This window comes from Kibdelosporangium aridum (assembly GCF_900176515.1).
GTDB classification, from domain to species: Bacteria; Actinomycetota; Actinomycetes; order Mycobacteriales; family Pseudonocardiaceae; genus Kibdelosporangium; species Kibdelosporangium aridum.
Genome location: NZ_FWXV01000001.1, coordinates 1,746,336 through 1,770,798 on the forward strand (window position 1 = coordinate 1,746,336; position 24,463 = coordinate 1,770,798).

At 67.8% G+C, this 24,463-nt stretch carries 25 protein-coding genes and 1 pseudogene; 19 read left to right on the top strand and 7 right to left on the bottom strand.

The genetic code is table 11. The features are described 5' to 3' along the window. The first annotated feature begins 74 nt into the window (after positions 1-74). Complete coding sequence (locus tag B9C43_RS07350; RefSeq protein ID WP_200825444.1) at positions 75-887, top strand: NAD(P)H-binding protein; 813 nt, start codon at positions 75-77, stop codon at positions 885-887. Positions 888-950: 63 nt separating this feature from the next. Next, a complete protein-coding gene (locus B9C43_RS07355) occupies positions 951-1,490 on the top strand; it encodes a GNAT family N-acetyltransferase (RefSeq protein ID WP_084425205.1) in 540 nt (179 codons plus the stop codon). Positions 1,491-1,525: 35 nt separating this feature from the next. Here B9C43_RS07355 and B9C43_RS07360 read toward each other — a convergent pair whose 3' ends face one another. After that, positions 1,526-2,914, bottom strand: coding sequence for a KamA family radical SAM protein (locus B9C43_RS07360; RefSeq protein WP_143446170.1), 1,389 nt, complete (start codon positions 2,912-2,914; stop codon positions 1,526-1,528). Between the two features lie 80 nt (positions 2,915-2,994). Here B9C43_RS07360 and kdd point away from each other — a divergent pair, with 80 nt between their 5' ends. The 7 genes from kdd to B9C43_RS07395 all read left to right on the top strand — a co-directional run bounded on the left by kdd (position 2,995) and on the right by B9C43_RS07395 (position 10,122). Next, on the top strand, positions 2,995-4,017 hold the full coding sequence (gene kdd, locus B9C43_RS07365) for an L-erythro-3,5-diaminohexanoate dehydrogenase (RefSeq protein WP_084425206.1): 1,023 nt from the start codon (positions 2,995-2,997) through the stop codon (positions 4,015-4,017). Further along, positions 4,014-5,588, top strand: coding sequence for an amidohydrolase (locus B9C43_RS07370; RefSeq protein ID WP_084425207.1), 1,575 nt, complete (start codon positions 4,014-4,016; stop codon positions 5,586-5,588). Before kdd ends, B9C43_RS07370 begins: the two co-directional genes overlap by 4 nt. 4 nt (positions 5,589-5,592) lie before the next feature. Continuing rightward, positions 5,593-7,164: a lysine 5,6-aminomutase subunit alpha gene (kamD, locus tag B9C43_RS07375; protein WP_084425208.1), complete on the top strand. Its 1,572-nt coding sequence runs from the start codon at positions 5,593-5,595 to the stop codon at positions 7,162-7,164. After that, positions 7,161-7,919 carry a lysine 5,6-aminomutase subunit beta gene (gene kamE, locus B9C43_RS07380; RefSeq protein ID WP_235038476.1) on the top strand — a complete coding sequence of 253 codons (759 nt, stop codon included), beginning with the start codon at positions 7,161-7,163 and terminating at the stop codon, positions 7,917-7,919. Before kamD ends, kamE begins: the two co-directional genes overlap by 4 nt. Continuing rightward, positions 7,916-8,314, top strand: coding sequence for a 3-aminobutyryl-CoA ammonia lyase (gene kal, locus B9C43_RS07385; RefSeq protein ID WP_033391933.1), 399 nt, complete (start codon positions 7,916-7,918; stop codon positions 8,312-8,314). Before kamE ends, kal begins: the two co-directional genes overlap by 4 nt. A 42-nt stretch (positions 8,315-8,356) precedes the next feature. Beyond that, complete coding sequence (locus tag B9C43_RS07390; protein WP_084425209.1) at positions 8,357-9,055, top strand: 2OG-Fe(II) oxygenase; 699 nt, start codon at positions 8,357-8,359, stop codon at positions 9,053-9,055. Positions 9,056-9,165: 110 nt separating this feature from the next. Then, a complete protein-coding gene (locus B9C43_RS07395; RefSeq protein ID WP_235038477.1) occupies positions 9,166-10,122 on the top strand; it encodes a cyclase family protein in 957 nt (318 codons plus the stop codon). A gap of 56 nt (positions 10,123-10,178) precedes the next feature. On the opposite strand, the gene B9C43_RS07400 is transcribed toward B9C43_RS07395, so the two are convergent. Further along, positions 10,179-10,649 (bottom strand): MarR family winged helix-turn-helix transcriptional regulator, encoded by a 471-nt coding sequence (locus B9C43_RS07400; protein WP_200825445.1) that lies wholly within the window; start codon positions 10,647-10,649, stop codon positions 10,179-10,181. A gap of 68 nt (positions 10,650-10,717) precedes the next feature. Here B9C43_RS07400 and B9C43_RS07405 point away from each other — a divergent pair, with 68 nt between their 5' ends. From B9C43_RS07405 to B9C43_RS07430, 6 genes are all read left to right on the top strand, one after another. Further along, entirely contained in the window at positions 10,718-11,230 is a 513-nt protein-coding gene (locus B9C43_RS07405; protein WP_084425211.1) for a pyridoxamine 5'-phosphate oxidase family protein, read from the top strand. 81 nt (positions 11,231-11,311) lie between these two features. Beyond that, positions 11,312-12,895, top strand: coding sequence for an apolipoprotein N-acyltransferase (gene lnt, locus B9C43_RS07410; protein ID WP_235038478.1), 1,584 nt, complete (start codon positions 11,312-11,314; stop codon positions 12,893-12,895). A gap of 11 nt (positions 12,896-12,906) precedes the next feature. Then, positions 12,907-13,665, top strand: coding sequence for a polyprenol monophosphomannose synthase (locus tag B9C43_RS07415; RefSeq protein WP_033391939.1), 759 nt, complete (start codon positions 12,907-12,909; stop codon positions 13,663-13,665). Positions 13,666-13,669: 4 nt separating this feature from the next. Beyond that, entirely contained in the window at positions 13,670-14,596 is a 927-nt protein-coding gene (locus B9C43_RS07420) for a PLP-dependent cysteine synthase family protein (RefSeq protein WP_033391940.1), read from the top strand. A gap of 85 nt (positions 14,597-14,681) precedes the next feature. Then, positions 14,682-16,688 (top strand): hypothetical protein, encoded by a 2,007-nt coding sequence (locus tag B9C43_RS07425; protein ID WP_084425212.1) that lies wholly within the window; start codon positions 14,682-14,684, stop codon positions 16,686-16,688. Next, on the top strand, positions 16,685-17,041 hold the full coding sequence (locus B9C43_RS07430; RefSeq protein WP_033391942.1) for a hypothetical protein: 357 nt from the start codon (positions 16,685-16,687) through the stop codon (positions 17,039-17,041). The genes B9C43_RS07425 and B9C43_RS07430 overlap by 4 nt, the downstream gene beginning before the upstream one ends. 105 nt (positions 17,042-17,146) lie before the next feature. Here B9C43_RS07430 and B9C43_RS07435 read toward each other — a convergent pair whose 3' ends face one another. Further along, a complete protein-coding gene (locus tag B9C43_RS07435; protein ID WP_033391943.1) occupies positions 17,147-17,491 on the bottom strand; it encodes an RNA polymerase-binding protein RbpA in 345 nt (114 codons plus the stop codon). A 358-nt stretch (positions 17,492-17,849) separates the two neighbouring features. Beyond that, positions 17,850-19,253 (bottom strand): MFS transporter, encoded by a 1,404-nt coding sequence (locus B9C43_RS07440; protein WP_084425214.1) that lies wholly within the window; start codon positions 19,251-19,253, stop codon positions 17,850-17,852. A 143-nt stretch (positions 19,254-19,396) separates the two neighbouring features. Between B9C43_RS07440 and B9C43_RS07445 the strand changes: the two are divergent. Next, positions 19,397-19,756 (top strand): annotated as a pseudogene (locus B9C43_RS07445) (transglycosylase family protein); the annotation flags it as partial. Positions 19,757-19,760: 4 nt separating this feature from the next. Here B9C43_RS07445 and B9C43_RS07450 read toward each other — a convergent pair. Together B9C43_RS07450 and B9C43_RS07455 are read right to left on the bottom strand one after the other, a co-directional pair. After that, positions 19,761-20,645: an oxidoreductase gene (locus B9C43_RS07450; RefSeq protein WP_084425215.1), complete on the bottom strand. Its 885-nt coding sequence runs from the start codon at positions 20,643-20,645 to the stop codon at positions 19,761-19,763. A gap of 37 nt (positions 20,646-20,682) precedes the next feature. Then, the gene (locus B9C43_RS07455; protein WP_143446240.1) at positions 20,683-21,474 is read right to left on the bottom strand and encodes a glycerophosphodiester phosphodiesterase family protein; all 792 of its coding nucleotides are present in this window, start codon (positions 21,472-21,474) and stop codon (positions 20,683-20,685) included. Between the two features lie 64 nt (positions 21,475-21,538). Between B9C43_RS07455 and B9C43_RS07460 the strand changes: the two genes are divergently transcribed. The 3 genes from B9C43_RS07460 (at position 21,539) to B9C43_RS07470 (ending at position 24,135) form a co-directional block, all read left to right on the top strand. Next, positions 21,539-21,910: a hypothetical protein gene (locus B9C43_RS07460; RefSeq protein WP_033391946.1), complete on the top strand. Its 372-nt coding sequence runs from the start codon at positions 21,539-21,541 to the stop codon at positions 21,908-21,910. A gap of 73 nt (positions 21,911-21,983) precedes the next feature. Next, positions 21,984-23,678 (top strand): sensor domain-containing protein, encoded by a 1,695-nt coding sequence (locus B9C43_RS07465; RefSeq protein WP_235038479.1) that lies wholly within the window; start codon positions 21,984-21,986, stop codon positions 23,676-23,678. A 22-nt stretch (positions 23,679-23,700) separates the two neighbouring features. Further along, positions 23,701-24,135 (top strand): VOC family protein, encoded by a 435-nt coding sequence (locus B9C43_RS07470; RefSeq protein WP_033393977.1) that lies wholly within the window; start codon positions 23,701-23,703, stop codon positions 24,133-24,135. Here the strand turns inward: B9C43_RS07470 and B9C43_RS07475 are convergent. Beyond that, positions 24,077-24,451, bottom strand: coding sequence for a hypothetical protein (locus tag B9C43_RS07475; RefSeq protein ID WP_268811554.1), 375 nt, complete (start codon positions 24,449-24,451; stop codon positions 24,077-24,079). The genes B9C43_RS07470 and B9C43_RS07475 overlap by 59 nt on opposite strands. Between the last annotated feature and the right edge of the window lie 12 nt (positions 24,452-24,463).

The following is a 24,463-nucleotide window of genomic DNA, read 5'->3' on the forward strand; positions in this document are numbered from 1 at the left end:
GGCCGTTCGACGGCCGCGAAGGGTGGCACAGACTGTGCCACCGTGCCGGGCTGGCCAACGGTGACGATCGAACCGTGAATTTCCTCGTAACTGGAGCAACAGGCAATGTCGGCGGCCCCGTGGCACGGCAACTGCACGACCAAGGCCACACCGTGAGGGCACTCGTACGTGACCCCTCACGTGCGGCGAAACTCCCGGCGGGCATCGAACGCGTGGTCGGCGACCTCGACGATGCTGAGGCCGTGGCGAAGGCGGCGCGGGACGTCGATGCCATCTTTCTCATGCAGGTCGGCAGTGGCACAGAACAAACCAAAACGATGATCGGCGCCGCCAGGCCCACGACGAGGATCGTTCTGCTCTCGTCGGTCGGCGCACGGCTGTTCCCGCTGGAGACGAACCCGATCGGGGCGGCCCTCGCCGCCCGCGAAGAGGTCCTGCGCGAATCCGGCCTGGCCGTGACCTATCTGCGGCCCAACACGTTCGCGTCCAACAGCCTCTGGTGGCTTGACGGCATCCGAAAGGGCAAAGTCGTTGACGCGACAGGCGAAGGCCGCACCGGCGTGATCGACCCGGAGGACATCGCCCGCGTCGCGGTCGCCACACTCACCGAGGACGGCCACGCGGGGAAGGGGTATTTCCTCACCGGGCCCGAGGCGCTGACCGCACGGGAACAAGTCGAGATCATCGCCGAGGTGACCGGCAGGTCGATCGAGCACCAGGACGTCACCCCGCGCGAACTCGGCACCCCTGAGCCCATCGAGCGCCTGAACGAACTGCTGCGTGCAGGCCGAGCCGGGTTCGTCACCGACGATGTCGAGAACATCACCGGCACCGCCCCTGGCACCTTCCGCGCGTGGTGCGAACGCAACGCCCACGCGTTCGGGTAACCGGCTGTCTGTCGCTGGGGAAAACCAGGTGGCCGCGGCGTACTGCCTGGGTAAGGTCTGGCAATGCCCGAGCTGAAGCGGCTGCATGCCGGTCATGCCCCGGCGGTCCTGGCCTTCGAACTGGCGAACCGCGCCTACTTCGCTGCCTCGGTCCCCGATCGCGGCGACGACTTCTTCGACCAGTTCACCGACCGGTACAACGCCTTGCTGGCTGAGCAGGATGCCGGCATCTGCGCCTTCCACGTGCTCGTCGCCGACGACGGCTCGGTACTCGGCAGGTTCAATCTGATCGACATCGAAGACCACACCGCGCAACTCGGCTACCGGGTCGCGCAGCACGTCGCCGGCCGTGGTGTGGCGACCGCGACTGTCCGGGAGTTGTGCCGGCTGGCGGCGGCCCAGCACGGGCTGCGCATCCTGCGGGCGGCCGCCGCCAGCGAGAATGCCGCGTCCCAGAAGGTGTTGCTGAAAGCCGGGTTCACCCCTGTCGGTCCAGCCGACCCGGCCGACCTCAGCGGAAAGCCAGGCACGTGGTACCAGCGCGACCTGGTGCTCCAGCCGTACAGCGCGATGGTGCAGGGCGAAAGCAGCGGCCACCGCTGATCATCGGTGGCCGCTGGTCACCCCAAGGCAGCCGTTCAGGCCTGCCGGGACCACCATTCCTGACCGGCGTCCGGCAACGTGCCGATCGGGTCGTAGTACGGGTACTTCCGGGTCAACGCGTCCGGGTCGTGGTGTTCGATTCCGGTCCGGTAGTTCTTCGTCCAATATGAAATACCGCGCTCACGGTCGTATTCGTGCACCTGGTGCACCCACCGCTTGCCGACGTACGGCACGTCGCACACGATGCGCGGCGTCGCGTAACCCGGCAGGTAGCCCATGATCGCGTGCTGCAGTTCCTGTGCCTCCCACACCGCGACCCGCCAGTGCTCGGCGTTCGGGATCATGTCGCACATGTAGAAGTAGTACGGCAGGATGTTCGCTTCCCCTTGCAGCGCAAAGCAAAGGTCGAGCAGGTCGGACGGGGTCGCGTTCACGCCACGCATCAGCACACCCTGGTTGCGGACGTCTCGTACACCTACCTCGAGCGCGGTGCGGGCCGCCTCGGCCACCAACGGCGTCACCGACTGAGCGTGGTTGACGTGCGTGTGGATGGCGAGGTTCACGCCGCGGCGGTGCGCCGTGCGGGCGACACGCTCAAGGCCTTCGACGACCTTGGGCTGGATCCAGTGCTGCGGCAACCCCGCCAACGCCTTGGTGGCCAGCCGGATATCGCGCACGGTGTCGATGTCCATCAGCCGCATCAGGAACGATTCCAGCTGGTGCCACGGCACGTTCGCCACGTCGCCACCCGACACCACCACGTCACGCACACCCGGGGTCTTCTTCAGGTACGCGATCATCTCGTCCTGGCGGTCCACCGGCTTGAGCGTCAGCTTGTGCTTGTCCACCTGCGCGGTCGAGTTGCCGACCAGGTCCATCCGCGTGCAGTGCCCGCAGTACTGCGGACAGGTCGACAGCAACTCGGCGAGGACCTTGGTGGGGTAGCGGTGAGTCAGGCCTTCGACGACCCACATTTCCGCTTCGTGCAAGGAATCCCGTGACGAGTACGGGTGGTTCGGCCAGCGCGGATCGCGGTCGCTGCGCACCGGCAGCATGTACCGGCGGATCGGGTCGGCGTAGAACGCCTCGGTGAACTTCACCGGGTCGTCGCCCGCGTCGGGCGCCATAGTGTTGAGCATCTGCGGCGGCAGCAACATCGACATCGTGGCCAGGTGCTCCTGGTCGGCCGCGAGGTCGTCGTAGAAGCGCTCCTCCAGCAGGTCGCCGAGCAACGCCCGCAGCTGCTTGATGTTGCGCAGGCAGTGCACGCGCTGCCATTGGGCGTCCCGCCACTGGGCGTCGGTCACGTCGCGCCAGCCAGGGAAGCGCCGCCAATCGGGCTCGACCAGCTCACGTCGCGTGTAGGAGTACGGCTGCTCATCGGTGGCTTGGATAGCTGCCGTCACCGTGGTTGCCGCAGTCATATCTCCTCCTCGCTGTCAACGTTGCGTAAAGATATACTGTCAGAACGACAGTACAACGTAAATCTTCCGGAGGTGTGTGGATGTCCTCGTACGGTCTGCACCGGGTGGCCGAGCCCGTGGGCGTGCTTCCGCAGCAAGCTCAAAGGCTGGACACGAGCCCGGAACCGGGGCCGGACGAGGTAGTCGTCGACGTCGAATGCCTCAACCTCGACGCCGCGTCCTTCCGTCAGCTCCGCGAGCAATACGGAGACGGCGACGCGATCCGAAACGCTGTTCTGGACATCGTCCGGACGCGCGGGAAGATGCATAACCCCGTTACCGGATCGGGTGGCATGCTGCTCGGCGCCGTCCGCGCCGTCGGCCCGCAGTCGCCGCTGGGGCTCAAGCCCGGTGACCGGATCGCCACGCTCGTGTCGCTGACGCTGACGCCGCTGTTGATCACGGATGACCTGGTCAAGTGGGACGGGACGAGCGAACAGGTGCCGTGCGAGGGGACCGCGATCCTGTTCGGCCGGTCCATCGCCGCCGTCCTGCCCGGCGACATCCCCGAGCGCCTCGCGCTTTCCGTGTTGGATGTGTGTGGTGCGCCCGCGTTAACTGATCGCGTGGTCCGCCGCAGGTCGGCACCTTCAGTGCTGGTGCTGGGCGGAGGGGGGAAGTCGGGTTCGCTGTCGCTCGCGGCAGCGCGCCGAGCGGGCGCCGGCAAGCTCATCGCGCTGGTGCCCAGCGAGGGGGAGGCCAAGTCGGTACGGGAGGTCGGCTTGGCCGACTCCGTCGTGATCGCGGACGCCCGCGACCCGGTCGCCGTCGCCGAGGGGGTCGGTGACCAGGTGGACGTCACGATCGTGTGCGTCGACGTGCCCGGATGCGAGCACGGCGCGATTCTGGCCACGGCCGACGGCGGAACCATCGTGTTCTTCTCGATGGCCACGTCCTTCGCCGCGGCCGCACTCGGTGCCGAAGGGCTGGCCGCGGACGTCGAGATGATCATCGGCAACGGGTACGTGCCTGGTCACGCCGCCTTCGCTCTGGACCTGCTGCGCACCGAACCCGGGGTCAGGCAGTTGTTCGAAGCCCGCGAACGGCAGACTTCCGGGGCATGAGGATGTTGTTGCTGGGCGGGCGGATCCACGCGATGGGAGCACCGGACGCGACCGCGATGGCGGTCGAGGACGGCACCGTGGTGTGGCTCGGCCAGGACGGCCCGGCGAAAGCGCTGTACCCGGACGCGGAGATCGTCCAGCTGGACGGGGCCTTCGTGGCGCCAGCGTTCGTCGACCCGCACGTGCACTCCACCGCATCGGGACTGCTGCTCACCGGCCTTGACCTGACCGGTTGCCGGTCGCTGGCCGAGCTGCTCGACCTGCTGCGGAAGGCCGATGGGCAGACGCTCTGGGGCCATGGGTGGGACGAGACCGCGTGGCCGGAGCGCAGGCCGCCGACGCGCGCGGAGATAGACGAGGCCACGGGCGGGCGCTTGGTGTATTTGTCGCGTATCGACGTGCACTCGGCGCTCGTGTCGACGGCCACGGTGGAGCACGCGCCGGACGCCAGGGGAGCGGACGGTTGGGATCCGGACGGGCCGTTGTCTCGCGACGCTCATCACCGCGTCCGGCGCGTAGCTCTTCGCCAGTTGCCAGCCGACCAGCGCCGCGCAGCCAAGCAGGCATTCCTGGAGCACGCGGCCTCGCGTGGCGTCGCGAGCGTGCATGAGTGCGCTGGTCCGGACATCTCCGGCAAGGACGACCTCGCCGAAGTGCTTGAGCTGGGGCGGTCGGAGACGCTGCCCGACGTCGTGGGCTACTGGGGCGAGATCGGCGCGTTCGACCTGGCTCGTGAGCTGGGCCTGCACGGCCTGGCCGGTGACTTGTTCGTGGACGGCGCGATCGGCTCCCGTACAGCGGCTTTGCACGACCCGTACACAGACGCACCAACTAGCGGAGCGCGCTACTTGGACGCGGGCGAGATCGCTGAACACCTCATCGCGTGCACGAAGTCGTCGCTGCAGGCCGGATTCCACGTGATCGGGGACGCGGCCGTCGCCGAGGTCGTCGAAGGGTTCGCCAAGGCGGAAGAAGGCGTCGGCCGCGAAGCTCTCGCGGCGGCACACCACCGGCTGGAACACGTCGAAATGGTGACCGGCGAGCAGGCCGAACGACTCGCGTCGTGGGGCGTGATCGCCTCGATGCAGCCGCAGTTCGACGCCGCGTGGGGTGGCCAGGACGGGATGTACGTGCAGCGCCTGGGGGAGCGGGGCACCTCGCTGAACCCGTTCTCGATGCTGGCTCGCGCGGGCGTCGTGCTGGCGTTCGGGTCCGACTCGCCGGTCACGCCGGTCGACCCGTGGCGTTCGGTTCAGGCTGCTGTTCATCACAAGACGCCGGGTTTTGGCGTGTCAGCACGGGCCGCGTTCACCGCGCACACTCGGGGCGGGTGGCGCGCGGCGGGCGTGGACGACGGCGTGACCGGCACGCTCCAACCCGGCGCTCCAGCCACGTATGCGGTGTGGGAGACCGGAGATCTCGTGGTCGCGGGCAGCGACAGCCGGGTACAGCGGTGGTCCACCGACCCGCGCTCCGGCGTTCCCGGCTTGCCCGCGCTCGATCCAGGCGTGGAGCTGCCTCGCTGTACTCGGACGGTTCTGCGCGGAAAGACGATCTACCAGAAGGGATAGGCGGATGGGTGACCTGCTGAACCTCGACCCCAGCGTCGTGGCCAAGGCTCGGCAGCTCGCGGCCAGGGCGAGCGAACCGGTGATCGCACTGGCCAAAGCGCACACGACGGTCGCCGTCGAGCGCGCGACCCTCCGTCTGGCGGGCATCACCGGAGCGGACACCGCTCACCGCGCCGGTGATGTCCCGTGGGTCAACCGCGTCGTGGACACCATCCGAGACCACTGCGGACTCGAGCACGGTGGCGTGCTTCCCGCATTCCATGCCTTGCGAGAGCACGATTTCACGAACCTGACCGAGCTGGCGGAAGCCACCGCGGCCGGGCAGGTCCAGTACAAGGTGCCGACCGGCCGCGACGCGGAACGTGCCGACAAGCTGGCCCGCACGGCAGTCAGGAAAGGGCTGCGCACAGTCGACCGGAACCGTGCCCAGCGCGACAAGCTGATCGCGCGGTTCGGAGATCCGGCCCAGCGGCCGTGGATCTACCTGATCGTGGCGACCGGCGACATCGACGAAGACGTTGTGCAGGCTGGCAACGCGGCCCGCGCGGGCGCTGACATCATCGCCGTGATCCGCTCGACTGGACAGTCGCTTTTGGACTACGTGCCGGAAGGCGCCACGCACCACGGGTTCGCGGGCACGTACGCGACCCAGGAGAACTTCCGGATCATGCGGGCCGCGCTGGACGATGTGTCCAAGGAGGTCGGTCGATACATTCGGCTGACCAACTACGCCTCCGGGCTGTGCATGCCCGAGATCGCGGTACTCGGTGGGTTGCAGCGGCTGGACATGATGCTCAACGACTCGATGTACGGCATCCTGTTCCGTGACATCAACCCGATCCGGACCTTCGTCGACCAGCGGTTCTCCCGCCAGGTGCACGCCCGCGCCGGGATCATCATCAACACCGGCGAGGACAACTACCTCACCACCGCCGACGCGGTCGACGCCGCGCACACGGTCACCGTTTCGCAGCTGTTGAACGAGCACTTCGCGCACGAAGCCGGACTGCCCGACCCGTTGCTGGGCCTCGGGCACGCGTTCGAGATCAACCCGGACATCCCGGACTCCTTCCGGCTTGAGCTCGCGCACGCCCTGCTGGCCAGGGAACTGTTCCCGGACGCGCCGCTGAAGTGGATGCCGCCGACCAAGCACATGACCGGTGACGTGTTCAACGGCCACCTGCTCGACGGCTTCTTCAACCTCGCCGGTGTCCTGACTGGACAGTCCATTTTGCTCGTCGGGATGATGACCGAGGCAGTGGTCACGCCGTTCCTGTCCGACCGCGACCTGGCACTGGCCAACGTCCGGTACGTGCTGAACGCGGCAGGCAACCTGCGTGAGGACTTCCGGCCGGCGCCGGACGGCTTCATCGTCAAACGGGCCCATCAAGTTCTTGGCGAGGCCGTGGACCTCTTGGAGCGGATCGTGGACGACGGCCTGCTGAACGCGATCGCCGACGGCACGTTCGGCCTGATGAAACGCCCACCGACCGGCGGAAAGGGCGCTGACGGCGTGATCGAGAAGACCGACGGGTACCGCAACCCGGCTACCGACATGCTGGAGGAGGGCCAGTGAAGCGCCACATCCGCCCCTATGGGGACACCACCGGCGACGGCATGATCCAGACCTCGTTCACCCTGCCCGTCCCGCATGGCCCGCGAGCCGACGGTGCCGCGTTGCAGCTGGCCAACAAGATGGGCATGGATCCGGCGATGGTCGTGCACTCCAAGCCGATCGGCCCCGACTTCACGTTCTTCGTGGTCTACGGCTCGGTCAAGCACATCGTCGACATGGACGAAATCCGTGTGGTGGAACGGGAATACCCGTTGCTGTCACCGTCCGAAGTGAACTCGACGGTGAAGAAGAGCCTGCGCCGCAAGATGGTCATCGTCGGCGGCTGCATCGGCACGGACGCCCACACGGTCGGCATCGACGCGATCCTGAACATCAAGGGGTTCGCAGGCGAGAAGGGCCTTGAGTACTACCGCGAACTGCGCGTGGTGAACCTCGGCGCCCAGGTCTCCGTACCTGACCTGGTCAAACGGTCCCGGGCGGAGAAAGCCGACGCGGTACTGATCTCCCAGGTGGTCACGCAACGGGACGCGCACATCCACAACACCCAGGAGATGTCGGCGGCGTTCCGTGAGGCGATGGGGGACAAGCGGCCGCTGCTGATCGCGGGCGGGCCGCGGTTCGACCCGCTGATGGCGGGGGAACTCGGTGTCGACCGGGTGTTCGGCCGTGGTACGACTCCCGGGGAAGTGGCGAGCTTCCTGGTGCACGCCCTGGGAAACAAAACACTGGGACAGAAGACAGGAGCCGGGGTTTGAGCGGGGCGTTGATCGAGGGATTCGCAGTCACCCAGCGGCGATATGTGCCGCATTCGCACGCCCACTACGGCGGCAACTTGGTCGACGGCGCGTACGGCCTGGGCATGTTCGGTGACGTGGCCACCGAGATGATGATCTGGACCGACGGTGACGAAGGCCTGTTCGCGGGCTACTCGAATGTCGAGTTCCTCGCGCCGATCCAAGCGGGCGACGTGGTCGAGGCGACCGGAACCATCGTCCGGATCGGCAATCGGTCCAGGGAGATCGCGTTCGAGGCACGTGTGGTCTGCCGCGCGAACCCCGACCGCGGCCCGTCGTCGGCGGACGTCCTGGACCCACCGATCACAGTCACCCGCGCGCAGGGGACGGTGGTGGTCCCGCAAAGCGCTGTCTGAAACCCGCCAGCATCCTGGCGGACACGCGCACAGGCTGGAGACATGAGATCTGTGTCTTCAGCTGACTGGACGGCCCTCGCCGACGAGGTGAACACCTACGGGTGCGCGCTGACGCCCCAGATCCTCACGGCGAAGGAATGCCAGCAGATCGCGGCGTTGTACGAGGACGTCTCGCGCTTCCGCTCGACCATCGACATGGCGCGTTACCGGTTCGGCTCCGGCCAATACCGGTACTTCGACTCGCCATTCCCGGCGTTGGTCGCCAAGCTGCGCGAGGCGTTCTACCCGCACCTGCTGCCGATCGCCCGCGACTGGGCCGCGAAACTCCGTCAACCCGCCCCATGGCCGGACACATTGGACGAATGGCTGGACATGTGCCACCGCGCCGGGCAGACCAAGCCAACCCCGATCCTGTTGCGCTACAAGGAAGGCGACTGGAACGCACTGCACCGTGACCTCTACGGCGACTTGGTGTTCCCGCTGCAAGTGGTGATCGGCCTGAACGTGCCGGGCACCGACCACACCGGCGGCGAGTTCATGCTCGTCGAGCAGCGCCCACGCGCCCAATCCCGCGGCACAGCAACACTTCTGCCCCAAGGGCACGGCCTGATCTTCACCACGCGCGACCGCCCGGTGCAGTCCGCTCGTGGCTGGTCTGCGTCGCCGGTTCGGCACGGTGTGAGCGTGGTCCGCTCAGGCATCCGGCACACCCTCGGCCTGGTGTTCCACGACGCCGCTTAGCTGTGCCGTACCCTCCTGACCGGCTGGCTGCTGTCCCGCTGATCTAGTGTCATGCCAGTTCAGCGAGCCTTGGTGCCTCGAACCGCGTGACCGGAGGAGTCGATGCTGGGATGACGGCAGAGCGACCGATGCCCGCACAGGACGACGTGCTCGGATACTTCGACACGTTGTCGAACTGGGGACGGTGGGGCGACGACGACGAGCTCGGCACTCTGAACCACATCACCGACGACGTCAGGCTGGCGGCGGCGCGGGCCGTGCGCCACGGCAGGAGCGTGTCGTGCGCGTGGGAGGTTGCCGTACCGGAGGAGATGGAGCGATCGACGACGACGTGCCCGTGCGCCGCCGACATGCCGGGTGCCGAGGACATGCCGGTGCCCGAATTCCGCAACGACCGGCGCTGGGGTTTTTCGAACGAGCGGCTCGGCATCATGTTCCACGGCAACACTGTCACGCACCTCGACTCGCCGTGCCACATCTTCTGGGACGGCAAGATGTACAACGGGCGGTCGCACTCGTTGGTCGACGCCGCAACGGGATCGGCGTGGGCGGCCGTCACGGCGGCGGCGAACGGGATCATCACGCGTGGTGTCCTGCTGGACATTGCGAGGGTCCGCGATGTGCCGTGGTTGGAACCGGGGCAGGGTGTGTTTCCCGACGATCTCGAGGAAGCCGAGCGACGCCAAGGTGTGCGGGTGCGAGCCGGCGATGCGGTACTCCTGCGGACCGGCCATGGCCGCGTCCGGCACGAGGCCGGTGCTGCCAGCGGCTTCACGCAGGCCGGCTGGCACGCGTCCTGCCTGCCGTGGCTGCATGAACGCCAGGTCGCGCTGATCGGCGCTGACACTCCCCAGGACGTTCAACCGTCGGGGTACAAAGACGTGTTGATGCCGGTTCACGCCGTGAGCCTCGTTGCGATGGGTCTGTGGATGCTCGACAACTGCGACCTGGAGGTGTGCGCGACGACGGCTGCCGAGCTCGGCCAGTGGGACTTCCACCTCGCAGTCGCGCCGGTCCGCTTGGCCGGTACGTCCGGCAGTCCGGTCAACCCGATCGCCACATTCTGACCGGGGGACTCGCGCCCGACAGTGTCGGCATCCTTCACCGTCTGGGAGTCGATCACTTAGGGCCGTAGCCGCCGTTCGGTGAGCGCGGCGAAGGCTCCGGTTGTCTCGGCGAGGTGGTGCACTTGGTCGAGGAACGCGCGGGCACCCGACCCCAGGCTGGCCCGCAATTCCCGGTTGACGTGTGCGCGGGCGGTCCGGCTCGCGTAAATGGCTTCCCAGCCTCGTTCGGTGAGCTCGACGAGCCGCTTGCGCTGGTCGCCTGACGACGGGGTGCGGGTGAGATAGCCCTTGCGCTCCATCTCGATCACGGCCTTCGACACGCCCTGGGCCGTGATGCCCAGCTTGGCCGCCAGTTCCCCGATCGTCTGCGCGCCGTGCTGCAGGTGCTGGACCAGGTATCCGTCCGACGGGCGCAGGTCGCCGAAGCCTGCCTCGGCGATCTCGGCGGTCACCTGTGCCTGTGTGGTCGCGGCCAGCGCGGTGAACAGCAAGACCAGATCTTCGGCGATCGGCTCAGGGGCGGTCACCATTCCAGCCTCTGATATGCAACCATGGTTGTGCAACTCAGGTTGAATATTAGCTCGGAGGTGCACTGATGGTTGCCGGACGTCCCGTAACCCTGGAATCGATCGTCGACGACCTCGCCGAGATCACCGGCCGCATCGTGTGGAGCACCGTCTCCACCACCGACCGTCTCGGCCGGCCGCGAGTCCGGATCATGCATCCGGTCTGGGAGATCACGCCGGCGTCGGTCGTCGGCTTCGTCGGCACTCGCCGGACGCCGGTCAAGACCGCGCACATCGCCAAGTCTCCGTGGGTGACCTGCGCCTATTGGTCACCAGCGCACGATGCCGCGTTCCTGGACTGTCACGTGTCGTGGGCTGGGCCGGAGGTGTGGGACCGGCTCGCCGCCGGCTACGACCCGTCGACCCTGTGGCCGGACGGGCCTCAGTCGGCCGACTTCGCGGCATGGGAACTCCGGCCGTACCGGATCCAGATCATCCGCGGCGCCGATGTCGCCGCGGGCAAGGCCTCTCCCATCTGGACTTCGTCTAGTACTACTGACACAGTTGATTACTCCTGTGACGAAAAACAACAGATCGCCTAGACGGCGTGAAGGTTGTGTGCGGAGATCGTGCAGGGGCGTGGTCGTCACAGAGCGTTCACACCTCGCCCGTAGGCTGACAGGGTGATCGCCGCTCCCGTGTCGCCTGAGCCGACGCCTGGTCAGCGCACGGTCTCGTACGTCCGCAGGCATGGGGTGATCTGGCGGTCAGTGACTGCCGTGGTCGCCGGGCTACTGCTTTGTCTCAGCTTCCCGCCGAGGAGTACGTGGTGGCTGGCGATCGTGGCGTTCGCGCTGTTCGCCGTGGTCATCCGGGGACGGCGGGCCAGGGCGGGGTTCGGCTACGGCTGGCTGTTCGGGGTCGCGTTCTTCATGCCGTCGCTGTTCTGGCTGCAGAACTTCCTCGGGGAGGGCTTCGGGCCGACGCCGTGGATCTCGTTGTCGGCGGTGTTGGCCTTGTTCATCGCGTTGGCGGCGGCCGGGATGGCCGTGGTCAGCACGATGCCGGGCGGTCCGATCTGGATGGCCGCGTTGTTCCTCGCCTGCGAGGCGGTGCGGGGCAGGTTCCCGTTCGGCGGATTTCCTTGGTCCCGGGTGGGTTTCGGGCAGCCGGAAGGGTGGTACCTGCCGCTGGCGTCACTGGGGGGCGCGCCACTGCTCACGTTCGCTGTGGTGCTCACTGGGTGCGCGATCACCGAATTCTTCTTCCGGAAGCGGGTTGTTCCTGCGTTGATGGCCATTGCCCCACTCGCCGTCGCGTTCGCGACGCTGCCGTTCGTCGGTACCGACGCGCAAAACGGCACGTTGACGGTCGCCATCGTGCAGGGCAACGCGCCGGAAGGATTGGGGGCGCTCAACTCCGGTGACGAGATGCGGCGCAACCACATCGCGCGCGCCGAAGAGCTCGCAGCGAACATCAAGGCGGGGCGGGTGCCCAAGCCGGACGTGGTGATCATGCCGGAGACGTTCACCGGGCTCGGCCCGAACCCGGCCCGTGACGCCGCACTCAACCGGATGGTGGCCGACCTCGGTGTGCCGACGTTGGTCGGGGCGCGGCAGCGAACCGCCGACGGCACCGACCAGAACGTGATGATCGTGTGGGACCCGGCCGCTGGACCGGGGGAACAGTACGCGAAAAACAAGCTCGTGCCGTTCGGGGAGTTTGTCCCCGTTCGCCCGATCGCGCGATTTTTCACTCCTTTCGTGGACGGTCAGGTCGATATGCGACCCGGCATCGAGCCGCCAGTGCTGACCGCGGCGGGTACCAAGCTCGGCGTCGGCATCTGCTTCGAGGTCGCCTACGACGACGTCCTCACGCAGGCGGTGCGGGACGGCGCCGAAGTCCTCACCGTCCCGACGAACAACAACTGGTACGGGCGCACGGAGATGAGCTACCAGCAGCTGGCCATGTCCCGGGTGCGTGCGGTGGAACACGGTCGCGCGGTAGTGGTGTCCGCCACGACCGGCGTCAGCGCGATCGTGCAACCGGATGGCTCCATCACCCGTCAGACTGAGTTGTACACAGCTGACACGCTGGTGGCCACAGTGGCCAAAAGGTCGACCGTTACCCTGGCTACCCGGATCGGCGCCTGGCCTGAGGGAGTCATGGTGCTCGGGGGTCTCGCGGCGTTGCTGTGGGCCATCGGTTCGCGGATCCAGCAGCGTCAGCGTCGGGTCGGTGACTCGAGCCGAACAGGAAATGAGTAGGAGAGGAACGTATGGCGGAGCTCGAGCCGGTGCTTGTGGTGATCCCGACGTACAACGAGCGGGAGAACATCACACCGATCATCACCCGGCTGCACGCCGCGCTGCCCAAGGCACACGTCCTGGTGGTGGATGACGGCAGCCCGGACGGCACGGGGGAGATCGCCGACAAGCTCGCCGCGGCCGACGAGCGCGTGCACGTGATGCACCGCACCGAGAAGGCCGGTCTTGGCGCCGCGTACGTTGCCGGGTTCAGCTGGGCGCTGGAGCGCGACTACAACGTCATCGTCGAGATGGACGCCGACGGCTCGCACTCGCCCGAGGACCTGCCGCGGATCATCGACGCGCTGCACGACTCCGACCTGGCGATCGGCTCGCGGTACGTGCCCGGCGGCAAGACCGTGAACTGGCCCAAGCGCCGGTTCCTGCTGTCCAAGGGCGCCAACCTGTACTCGCGGATCTGGCTGGGGGCCAAGGTCAACGACATGACCGCCGGCTTCCGCGCGTTCCGCCGCGCGGTGCTGGAGAAGGTCAAGCTGCACAACGTCGCCTCGGCCGGTTACTGCTTCCAGATCGACCTGACGTGGCGCACCCTTGAGGCCGGGTTCACCATCTCGGAGACCCCGATCACCTTCACCGAGCGGGAGATCGGCGTGTCCAAGATGGACGGCGCGATCGTCCGCGAAGCGCTGTGGCGGGTGTTCAAGTGGGGCGTGCGGGTCCGCGGCAACCAGCTGCGTTCGCTGGTCAAGGGCGGCAGCAAGCCCGCCTGAGGTCATGGCGGAGCAGGGCTTACTCGCCGGCGTCGGCTGGACCCGGGCCGTCCGGCTGGACGGGCTGACCGGTAAGGACGACGCCGAGGTCTGGGTCAAGCTGGAAGCGGCCAACCCGACTGGCTCGTACAAGGACCGGATGGCGCTCGCGATGATCCGCGGTGCCGAGCAGACCGGCCGGTTGCGTCCCGGGCAGATCGTGGTGGAGGCGACTGGCGGGAGCACGGGCGCGTCCTTGGCGATGGTGTGCGCGGTGACTGGGCACCCGTTGCGGGTGGTGACGTCGGACGCGTTCGCGCTGGAGAAGCTGTCCGCGATGCGGGCGTTCGGTGCCGAGGTCGACCTGGTGACCAGCCCGCCCGGCGGGTTCCGGCCCGAGTTGTGGCCGCAGCTGATCGAGCTGGCCAAGCTGGTCGCCGACCAGGTGGACGGGTTCGCCACGGACCAGTTCCACAACCCGGACGTGATCAACGCCTACAAGCCGCTGGGCTACGAGGTGGCCGCGCAGGTGCCGGGCCAGATCGACGCGTTCTGCGTGTCCGTGGGCACCGGCGGCTGCCTGATCGGCGCGGGACGGGCCCTGCGGCAACGGTTCCCGGCGATGCTTCGTGTCGCGGTCGAGCCGGCCGAGTCGCCTGTGCTGTCAGGCGGCGAGCCGGGCACACACCGCATCGAGGGCGCGGGTATCGGTTTCTGGCCACCGCTGCTGGAGTCGTACGACTTCGACGAGGTGATCAGCGTGACGAGCGAGGACGCGCGGGAGATGGCACGTGTGGCGGCCGCGGAGTACGGCTTGTTCTCCGGACCTTCGACGGGCGCGAACCTCGTGGCAGCCGCGCGGCTGGCCCGGCGTCTGGGGTCAGGGCATCGTGTGCTGACGGTGCAGGTGGATAGCGGGCTGAAGTATCTGTCCGGCGGGCTGTTCGAATAGGTGCCCGATCGGGCAGGAGCCTCCGCCGTGATTGTGGCCAGGATGGGCTGACACCCATTCCCTCTCACCGGGATGGTGAGGCCCGATGACCCGGCCACTGGCCACGCAGGACGTATCCGCCGCCCAGGCAGCGCCGGAAACTCGCTCGGCCGCGCCACCGCCGGGAGTCGCGCTCGCGGGCTTGGTGGGCAACCGGGCCATGACCCGGGCGTTGACCGTTCAGCGTGACCCGCTCACGGACGTTCGGACGATGTCGATCACGCCGCAGTTCGCCCAGGGCCTGCCCGAGAACGAACTGGCCGAGCAGCTGCGGTCGCTCGGGCAGCACATCCTGTCGTTGCCGCAGAACGGCCCGGAATATCAGGCGGCCAGGGAGAACCAGGCGATCCTGCAGCGTGAGCAGGTTCGGCGGTTGGTCGAAGGCCCGGGCACCTCGTCGGGCGGCGACACGGTCGAGGCCCGGCACGCGCGGTTCAAACAGGCCGTCCTGCTCTCGGCACAGCATCGGCTCACCGAGAACCAGCAGAACCTCGAGCAGTGGCGTGCGGTGATCGAGGCGCAGATGTCGCCGGAGGCGTTGCAGGCACACGTGCTCGCGCAGTCCGCCGCGGATCTTCGGCAGACGGCTGAGCGCACCAGCGGGATGCCCGCGTACGACGCGTGGGCGGGCGATCCGAATCCGTTCCGCCGCAACGTGTACGAGCATCAGGCGCGAGGGGAGTGGCGTGCCTGCACGGGATGCCACGAGATGGTCCGTGCGGACGAGTTGTCCCGGCATGAGGACCACATGGGTCCGAATTGGACGTCGCCCGCGGACCGACTGTCCGGATTCGCCGGCCTGCCGCAGGGGGATGGTGCGGAGACCGCGCGTGTGCAGGCCGCGATCGACGCGATCCGCCCGGTTGTCGCGCCGTTGGGCGACAGCGGGTATCGGATCATCCCCGACGACGTGTTCAGCCTGCGCGGTGGCCTGACTCCGGAGCAGCTGCGCGAGACGATCTTCGGGCGCATCGCGATACGCCGCGCCAACTACGCCGAACTCAGCGCGCGGATCGCCGACGGCGACGTGGACTACCTGCAGCTCGGCCCGATCCTGCAGGACCTGTTGCCGACTGCGGACGCCGAAGTGCAAGCGGCCGTGCGCGACGACCAGGACGACGAGCACGCGTGGTCGATCGTGATGATCGGCGGCACGCTGATCCTGTCGTTGCTGTCGTTGGTGTTCCCGCCGCTGGCGTTGGCGCTGGCCGCGATCCAGTTCGCGTCGGGCTACCAGCAGTTCCAGCAGGGCAGCACCTACCAGCTCGGTGTGGGCGCCAACAACGTCTTCACGCGTGATCAACAGGACGCTGCCGGCGGGATGATGGCTTCCGGTGTTCTGAACATGGGCATGGCGGCCGCGACCATCGCGGCGGTGGGGCCGGGCGTGATGGACATGGCGGCGACGCGGGCGATCACGGCCGCGGACGTCCAGATCGCCCAGCGAATCGCGCAGCGGGCGTTGGCCGGTCCAGTGGCCGAAGCCGAGCTGTTGCAGCTGCAGCAGCCCGGATTGGTCGGCCGGATGGCACACGGCTGGGCCGAGATGCGCGGGTTCCAGGTGGTGTACCGGGGTCAGGGCGCGCCGACGGCCGAGATCCTGAGCCCGGCTGCGCGTGCGGGCGGAGTGGACTCGTCGCGGGCGTTGTACGACTCGATGCGGGCCCAAGGCCTGACCGACCTGGAGATCGCCGGGTACACCGCGCGGTGGAACGACCAGCCGGTGCCCGCGTTCGACGCGCCGCCAGGCATGGCCGATCAGCCGCTGGGCAGCGTCGGCATCCCCACGACACGCCTGCCGAACGTCGCGTCCGATTTCGCGCAGACGCCCACGGGCGTGATCTATGTTCTGCGCGTGCCCCGAGGACAAGGCGTGCCCGTCGGACAGGCCGGCTGGGGCATGCAGTCGGCGATCGAGCAGGAGATCGTGTTCTTCCACCAGCTGCCCAACGGGATGGTGGTGCGCACGATGAGCCCGACCGTGGCTCCGCCGCTGCGGTTCGATTCGCCACCGGGCGTCGGTCCGTCGCTGACTGTCCCACCCGCGCCGTGACACCGGCGCAGGAGTGGCGGGCGACGGTCCGTCAGGGGATGTCGCAGGCGCCGTCCGGCGATGAGGAACTGCACGCGTACCTGGTCCGGGAATTCCCGGCGGCCTCGGGGATCGGACGGTTCGTGCTCGCTGTCGGATTGCTGACATTCGGGCACATCGAGGTGGTCGCCGACATCGTGGCGGGGATGCCGCCGGACCGGCATCCGGCGCGGATCCTCGCACGGGCGGTGGACGCGTTGATCCCGACCGGTGGCGACGTGCTCAGCGACCCGCGCGGCGTGGCGGCATGGGTCGCGGAACACGCCGCGGAACTTGTCTGGAATGAGCAGACCGGGCTTTTCGAACCGAAATAGCCCCGTTTCTTGCAGGAAGCTGCAGACGCTGGGCACGAAGAAACCCCGCCCAGGCGGGAGGTCTGGGCGGGGCTGTCTCGTGGTGGGAGTTACGTCACAAGCTTGTCAGGCGGTCCGGCTGCGCCGGCCACGAAGCTCTTCAAGCCGTTCGGTGAGCAGGTCCTCGAGCTCCGGAATGGTCCGGCGCTCGAGCAGCATGTCCCAGTGCGTCCTCGGCGGCTTGACCTTCTTCGGCTCCGGCAGGGAGCCGTCGATCATCTTCGACTCAAGGCCGTGCAGCCGACACTCCCACACCGGCGGCACTTCGGCGTCGTCCGAGAAGGGCACCTCGAAATCGTGGTCCTTCGGGCACGCATACCTGACCGTACGACGCGGCGCGAGATCGTGGTTCCGGTCAGTCTCGTAACTGACCGCTCCCAGCCGGCTTCCACGGAGAACACGGTCGGCCATGGCGGTGTCCTTTCGTTCGGCCCGAGTGCCCTCGGGCCAGGGTGGTGCTCACCGTCTGCAACGAACGGAACGGCCGGGAGATTCCCTCCACCCGGCACTTCGTCGCAGACAGTGACATGTTTCACCCGTCAACAACAGCTTCCTCCTAAGGGAGGCAATCGGCGCGGGAAAGTGACGCGTTATCCCACAATCGACACCAACATCTCACCCGTTCGGAGGAGTTATGTCACAGGTCAGTCCAAGTTGTGCAGGTACCCAGTCCGATCAAACTCTAAACGTCGATCGGACGGGTGAGAAATGATGACGTGAAGTAGTCGTTCGTACTCGAATACGAACACCACTCAGCGTTTATCGATTGTCACGCCTTGCTCTCGAGTGTCCGTGGCACGGCGTTACCGACTGCCTCGATCGCCCGCTTCACCGGCACGAAGATCATCAGCACGAACCCGACCGCGAAGAAGATCACCAGCGAGATGATCGCGTAGCGGTACGACCCGGTCTGCTGGGCCATGAACGCGAACAACAACGGCCCGAGCCAGGACGTGGCCCGCTCGCCGACCTCGTACACCGAGAAGTACTGCGCCTCCTTGCCCGGCGGGATCATCTGGCTGAACAGGGCCCGTGCCAGTGCGTTGGTCCCGCCCAGCACCAGGCCGATGCCCGCGGCCACCGCGTAGAACTGCAGCTGCTGGCCTGCCTGGACGAAGTAGGCCGTGCCGATGACCAGCACCCACACGCCAAGACTGAGCAGGATCGTGCGTTTCGCGCCGATCCTGCGGGCCACCAGGCCGTGCACCAGGCCGCCGGCGTAGGCGACGAACTGCACGATCAGGATCGTGGTGATCAGTACCTGCTGCTCGAACTTCAGCTCTTCGCTGCCGTACTGGGCCGAGACGTTGGCGACGGTGGAGATGCCGTCGGTGAAGATCAAGTACGTGCCCAGGAACGCCAGGGTCAGCGGGAACGCCTTGGCGCCGCGCAAGGTGTCGCCGAGCTCCTTGAACCCGGCGGTGAGCACCGATTTGTCCCGCGGGGAGGTGTGCGCGGGCTGGTGCTTCTTGAGCCGCCGCAGCGGGATGGTCGTGAAGATCGCCCACCAGATGCCCGAAAGCAGGAACGCGATCCGGGCCGCGTTGCTCTCCGAGATGCCGATGCTGTCACCGAACAACACGAGCACCAGCTGCACGGCGAGGGCGGCGCCGCCGCCGAGGTAGCCGAACGCCCAGCCCTTGGTGGACAGATCGTCGCGTTCGTCCGCGCTGGCGATGTCCGGGATGAACGAGTAGTAGATCGCCACCGACGTGCCGTAACAGATGTTGCCGAGGATGAACAGCAGCGCGCCGAGCTCCCAGTTCCCGCCCGCGACCAGCGCGATGAGCGCGGTGGCGACGGAACCGGAGAACGCGAAGACGGCCAGCATCCGCTTCTTGTTCTGGGTCCGGTCGGCGATCGCGCCCATCAGCGGCACGATCAGCACCTGGATGACTGTGGCGAACGACAGCAGATAGCCCCACAGCGAGCCGGCCGGGAACTGCAAGCCGAACACTGAGATGTCGCAGTCACGCAGTTTGTCGCCACCCGGGCACGGCGTCGGCCCGTTCATCGCGGTGTCCGCCTCGGCGGCGGTCGCGGCGACCGCGGTGAGGTAGAGCGAACCGAAGACCGTTGTCACCGAAGTCGGGAACACCGAGTTGGCCCAGTCGTACCACACCCAGCCCCGCTGCTCCCGCTTGCGGCTCAGGGCCTCTGTCTCAGTGCTCACTCAGGTCCTCCCAGTCGGCTGGTACGCGGACTGTACTGGTCGATTTCCACGCCCTGTGACCGGCTTGTCGATGCGGTACCGAATGTTCACGACAGAGTGACTGGACAGGCGATTGATAACGGTGTGTTTTACCTTCGGTGACCATGCGAAAACGGCTCGTTATTGCCACTTTTGTGTTCGGAACCGCACTGGCGCCGCAAGCGTGGGCAGATCCACCGGCCGGTGACTGGGCGCGGCTGCGGAACTGTGAGTCGAATGGCAGATATGACGCGAAAGGGAAGTATTACGGCGCGTACCAGTTCAGCCTCGAAACGTGGCGGAGTGTCGGCGGACAAGGCCATCCGCACCTGGCCACGCCGGACGAACAGGACTACCGAGCGTTGTACCTCTACCGGATGCGCGGCTGGTCCCCGTGGGGCTGTGCGAAGAAGCTGAAACTGCGTGAGGACGCCGACGCGCGCAGCAAGCGCGTCCCGACGTACGCGGAGTCGGCGTACATCGGCTGAATCATCCGGAGTGCACGGCGTCGAGCCGCGTCAGGTCCTCCTGTGTCAGCCGTAGCGCACCGGCGGCGATGTTGTCGGCAAGGTGGCCGAGATCGCCGGTGCCGGGGATGACAAGGACGTGCGGTCCGCGGTGCAGCGCCCATGCCAGGCGGATCTGAGCGGGCGTGGCTCGGTGCGTCTGGGCGATGGCGAGGACGTCTTCGTGTTCGCCATCGCCCAGACCGGCTTCCCGGCCGGCGCCAGCGATCGCGAAGAACGGGACGAACGCCACCCCTTGCTCGCCGCAGGCGCGTACGAACTGATCCTCTTCGGCCCGGTGGCCGAGGCCGTAGGCGTTCTGCACGCACACCACCGGCGCGATCTGCTGTGCCTGAGCCAGATGCTCCGCGTGGACGTTGGACAACCCGAGGTGGCGGATCAACCCGGCGTCCCGCAGTTCGGCCAGCGCGCCGAAGTGGTCGGTGATGGAGTCCTGCCTGGACAGCCGCAGGTTCACCAGGTCAAGGTGGTCGCGGCCGAGCTGGCGCAGGTTTTCCTCGATGTCACCACGCAGTTGCCCGGGCGTCGCGGGGGCCAGCCAGCCGCCGGAGGTGTCCCGGCGCGGACCGACTTTGGTGGCGATGACCAAGTCGTCCGGGTACGGCGACAGCGCGGCGTTGATCAGCTCGTTGGCCGACCGCAACGAGGAGAAGTAGAAGGCCGCCGTGTCGATGTGGTTGACGCCCAGTTCGACCGCGCGGCGCAGCACCTTGATCGCCTGGTCCCGGTCGCCGGGGACGGCCCGCGGCGCGAACGCAGGACCGCGTTGGGGCAGGCGCATCGCGCCGAATCCGACGCGGTTGACCGTGAGATCGCCGAGTGTCCAGGTCCCCGCCCCAGCTTGCATGGCCGCAGTCTGTCAGGCGTGGATCACCCGCTGTCCGCTACACCGTCTGGGCCGCCGGCCACATGCCCCGTGCGCGCAGGACATCCCGGAGGATCTCGGGGCGGTCGGTGACCAGGCCGTCGACGCCGAGGTCCAGCAGCCGGTGCATCTGCGGGGCGTCGTCGATGGTCCACACGTGAACCTCCATGCCCCGCCGGTGCGCGGCAGTGACCAGGCGGCGGTCGACCACCGTCAAACGGCCCTGGTTCACCGGAACCTGGGCCATCCGGCCACGGATCGCCCGCCACGCCCGCGGCGCCCATACCCGTCCAGCGGCCCAGAGGGCGGCGACCGACCGTGGGCCCATCGAGGTCATCAGACGCGGGCCCATGCGGGTGCGCAGCCGCTGGAGCCGTGAGTCGGAGAACGACGCGAGGCAGACCCGGTTGAGTGCGCCGGTTCGCCGCAACGTCCGCACGACCGGTTCGACCGCCGCGTCGGACTTCACGTCGATGTTGATCAACGCGTCCGGCAGTTCCTCCAGCAGGTCCTCCAGCCGGCACACCGGTTCCTTGCCGCCGATCTTGGCGTTGCGGACACTGCGCCACGGCAGCCGCGCGACGATGCCCCGGCTGTCGGTCGTGCGGTCGAGCGCGTCGTCGTGGTGCACCACGACGACCCCGTCCGACGTGGCGTGCACGTCGGTCTCAAGATAGTGATAGCCCTCCTGCACCGCCCGCTTGAACGCACTGAGGGAGTTCTCCATGTCCTTCAGATCGCCGAGATGCCACCCGCGGTGGGCGAATGCCCGTGGGTAGGGTCCGGCCAGATAGTCGTGGTCGCGCACAATACGAGTGTGCACCGGCGGCGTGGCGGATGGGTGGCGACGCGATGTCCAGATACGGTCAATTGTCATGACGGTGGTTTCCGGGACGGAATCCGGCCTGCAGCGGGACCCGCTGCGCGGGGATCCGAAGCACTGCGGCTGGTGCGGCCGCAGGTTGCCCGATGAGGACAGAGTCGGCAGGCCGAGGCGCTATTGTGCTCAACCATGCCGGCAACGTGCCTATGAACGCCGGTCCGCTCTTCAGCGCAGCGGATTGCCGGACGACGCGGTCGTGTTGTCCACCGCGGAACTGGCGGATCTGCAGGACAGGTTGTTTCAATTGCGGTGTGCGGCAGAGGATGTGGTGACTGCGGCGCAGGATGGGGCGGACGCGGCGGAGCTGGGCCGTCTGGCGGCGCAGATCCTGCGTTCGGCGGATGCGCTGGAGCGTCTGCGCTGACGAAGCCGGTCGGCTACGCTTCGTGCGCGCGTGTGAAGACAACCTGCTTTGTTGAGATCCTGCGAGGGTGTTAGTGAGCGACGACAGCGCCTCATTGGGCGAGGTGCTGGCGGCCAGCGATATCGCGTTTGCCGTCACCGACCAGCGGTGCCGGGTGAAGTGGGCCAACCCCCGGATGGCCGAACTGCTCGGCCTGAGCGCCGAGCAGAGTGTGGGCCGGTCCCTGCCTGCGCTGTTGGCAGGCGCGCCCGAGTCGCCGACCGACGAGGCCGTCGTGGTCTCGTGGCGCTCCCGTGACGAGCTGGACCACCGGTGGCTGGAGATCTCCTGCACCGCGATGGCCGAGACCGATCTGCTGTTCCGCGCGGTGGACGTGACCCGTTGGCGTGACCAGGAACTGCGGGCGGCGAAACTGGGGCACCGGCACGAGGACCTGCTGCGGATGGTCGAGGAGGACCCGCTCACGGGCCTGCCCAACCGCCGGGCGTTGACCAGGGAGCTGGAACGGCAGCTGGCGCTGGGTGTACGGGGCGCGTTGCTGTTGCTGGACCTGGACAACTTCAAGGACATCAACGACCTGCGTGGCCACCCGGCGGGCGACCGCGTGATGTGCACGCTGGCCAACTTGCTGCGCGACCGGCTGACCGACGGGCAGATCGTCGGGCGCCTCGGCGGTGACGAGTTCGCGGTGGTGCTGCCCGGGGCGGACGAGCGCGAAGCCGTCGCGGTCGCCGACCGGCTGCGCACAGCCGTGGCCGCGATCCCGCTCAGCGGTGGCTCGGGCGCGACTCGGACCACGATCAGCGCGGGCGTTGCCCGGTTCGACTCGGGGGAGAGCTGGCAGGCGATCCTGGCCAACGCCGACCTGGCGCTGTACGCGTCCAAAGCCGCGGGCCGCAACCGGGTCACCGTCTACGAACAGGGCCACTACCAGGACACGGCGTTGCGCGTGTCCGTACTGGACCGGCTGCGGGGAGCGTTGCAGGACGGCGGGTTCGCGCTGCACGCCATGCCGATGGTCAAGCTCGCCAGCGGACGCGTGGTCGGCCACGAGCTGCTGCTGCGGCTGGAGGACAACAAGCACCCACGGCTGGGCCCGGGGGAGTTCCTGCCCGCGGCCGAGCGCAGCGACCTGGTGCTGGACATCGACCGGTGGGTGGCCGGGACCGCGATCGACGCGCTCGTCGAGCACCCGTACCCGGGTCTGCGGTTCAACGTGAACGTGTCCGGCCGGACCCTGGAAGACGAGGACTTCGGCGACTTCGTGCTCGACCGGATCGCGGCGGCCGGCGTGGCGCCGGGACGGCTGGGGTTCGAGATCACCGAGACCGCGGCGGTGACCAACCTGGACGCCGCCCGCAGCCTCGCGCAGCAACTGCGGGCCAGCGGCTGCCGGATCACGCTGGACGACTTCGGTTCCGGGTTCGGTTCGTTCGTGCACCTCAAGCAGCTGCCGATCACCGGGCTGAAGATCGACGGCGAGTTCGTGCACGGCATCGACTACGGCAGCCGCGACACCGTGCTGGTCAGCGGGATCGTGGACATCGCCCGTGGGCTGGGCCTTTCGGTGGTGGCGGAGTGGGTTGAGCGGCCGACGCAGGTGCAGGCGCTGTCCCGGCTCGGCGTCAGGGTCGCGCAGGGTTTCCACCTCGGCAGGCCGGAACCGCTGAACGCGCTGCTGTCCCGGCCGAACGTGGGCTGGCCACAGCGGCCGCAGTCGATGGAGGAAGCCGCGGAGCAGAACCGCGCCCGCGCCGAAAACGCCTAGGGCACGCCGTTAGGGTGGGCCTATGGGGTCGATCAAGAAGTTCCAAGTCACCTTCGATTGCGCAGAACCTGAGCGCGTCGCTCAGTTCTGGTGCGAGGTGCTGGGATACGTCCCGCCGCCGCCCCCGGCGGGGTTCGCCACTTGGGCTGATTACGACCGCACGCTGCCGGCTGAGAATCAGGGGGCAGCGGCCGTCTGCGTTGATCCCACAGGCGAAGGCCCCCGGCTGTACTTCCAGCGCGTCCCGGAAGGCAAGGTCGTCAAGAACCGGGTGCATCTCTGCGTGCGGGCCGGCACCGGGCTGGTGGGTGCAGAGCGCCTCGCCGCACTCGAGGCCGAGTGCACACGACTGGTCGCGCTCGGCGCGGTGCGGTTCCAACTGCTGGAGGCCGATGGCGTCAACGAGTCGTGCATCGTGATGCAGGACATCGAGGGCAACGAGTTCTGTCTGGACTGATCTGCTCGGCACGCCGGGTGATTTCGGCGCTGCCGTGCACGATCTCGACCAGCTCGGCCGGAAACCGGCTGCCCGCCGCCTGCCGGTGCCGGTCGGCCAGCCGCACCGCGTGCAGCCTCGCCCGTTCCAGCTCGGTCTCGGCCTCCATCAGCAGCACGTTGAGGGCGACGTCCGGCGGGGTCACCGCGAGCCGGTCGGCGCTGGCGGTGACCAGGCCACGGTCGATCAGCTGCCGTAAGGCCCGTCTGACCTGGTGTGTGCTGAGGTTGGTCGTCTCGGGCAGGTCGGCCGGGGTCATCTCGGTACGGTCGACCAGAGCTTCGTAGAC

What these genes read in the sequence shown, in the direction of transcription:
- B9C43_RS07370 (WP_084425207.1), top strand. Translation starts at nt 4,014, where the DNA reads ATGAGGATGTTGTTGCTGGGCGGGCGGATCCACGCGATGGGAGCACCG.
- B9C43_RS07415 (WP_033391939.1), top strand. Translation starts at nt 12,907, where the DNA reads ATGGCGGAGCTCGAGCCGGTGCTTGTGGTGATCCCGACGTACAACGAG.
- kamD (WP_084425208.1), top strand. Translation starts at nt 5,593, where the DNA reads ATGGGTGACCTGCTGAACCTCGACCCCAGCGTCGTGGCCAAGGCTCGG.
- B9C43_RS07460 (WP_033391946.1), top strand. Translation starts at nt 21,539, where the DNA reads ATGACGGTGGTTTCCGGGACGGAATCCGGCCTGCAGCGGGACCCGCTG.
- B9C43_RS07425 (WP_084425212.1), top strand. Translation starts at nt 14,682, where the DNA reads ATGACCCGGCCACTGGCCACGCAGGACGTATCCGCCGCCCAGGCAGCG.
- B9C43_RS07355 (WP_084425205.1), top strand. Translation starts at nt 951, where the DNA reads ATGCCCGAGCTGAAGCGGCTGCATGCCGGTCATGCCCCGGCGGTCCTG.
- B9C43_RS07420 (WP_033391940.1), top strand. Translation starts at nt 13,670, where the DNA reads ATGGCGGAGCAGGGCTTACTCGCCGGCGTCGGCTGGACCCGGGCCGTC.
- B9C43_RS07435 (WP_033391943.1), bottom strand. Translation starts at nt 17,491, where the DNA reads ATGGCCGACCGTGTTCTCCGTGGAAGCCGGCTGGGAGCGGTCAGTTAC.
- B9C43_RS07360 (WP_143446170.1), bottom strand. Translation starts at nt 2,914, where the DNA reads ATGACTGCGGCAACCACGGTGACGGCAGCTATCCAAGCCACCGATGAG.
- B9C43_RS07390 (WP_084425209.1), top strand. Translation starts at nt 8,357, where the DNA reads ATGAGATCTGTGTCTTCAGCTGACTGGACGGCCCTCGCCGACGAGGTG.
- B9C43_RS07395 (WP_235038477.1), top strand. Translation starts at nt 9,166, where the DNA reads ATGACGGCAGAGCGACCGATGCCCGCACAGGACGACGTGCTCGGATAC.
- B9C43_RS07405 (WP_084425211.1), top strand. Translation starts at nt 10,718, where the DNA reads ATGGTTGCCGGACGTCCCGTAACCCTGGAATCGATCGTCGACGACCTC.
- kdd (WP_084425206.1), top strand. Translation starts at nt 2,995, where the DNA reads ATGTCCTCGTACGGTCTGCACCGGGTGGCCGAGCCCGTGGGCGTGCTT.
- B9C43_RS07450 (WP_084425215.1), bottom strand. Translation starts at nt 20,645, where the DNA reads ATGCAAGCTGGGGCGGGGACCTGGACACTCGGCGATCTCACGGTCAAC.
- B9C43_RS07470 (WP_033393977.1), top strand. Translation starts at nt 23,701, where the DNA reads ATGGGGTCGATCAAGAAGTTCCAAGTCACCTTCGATTGCGCAGAACCT.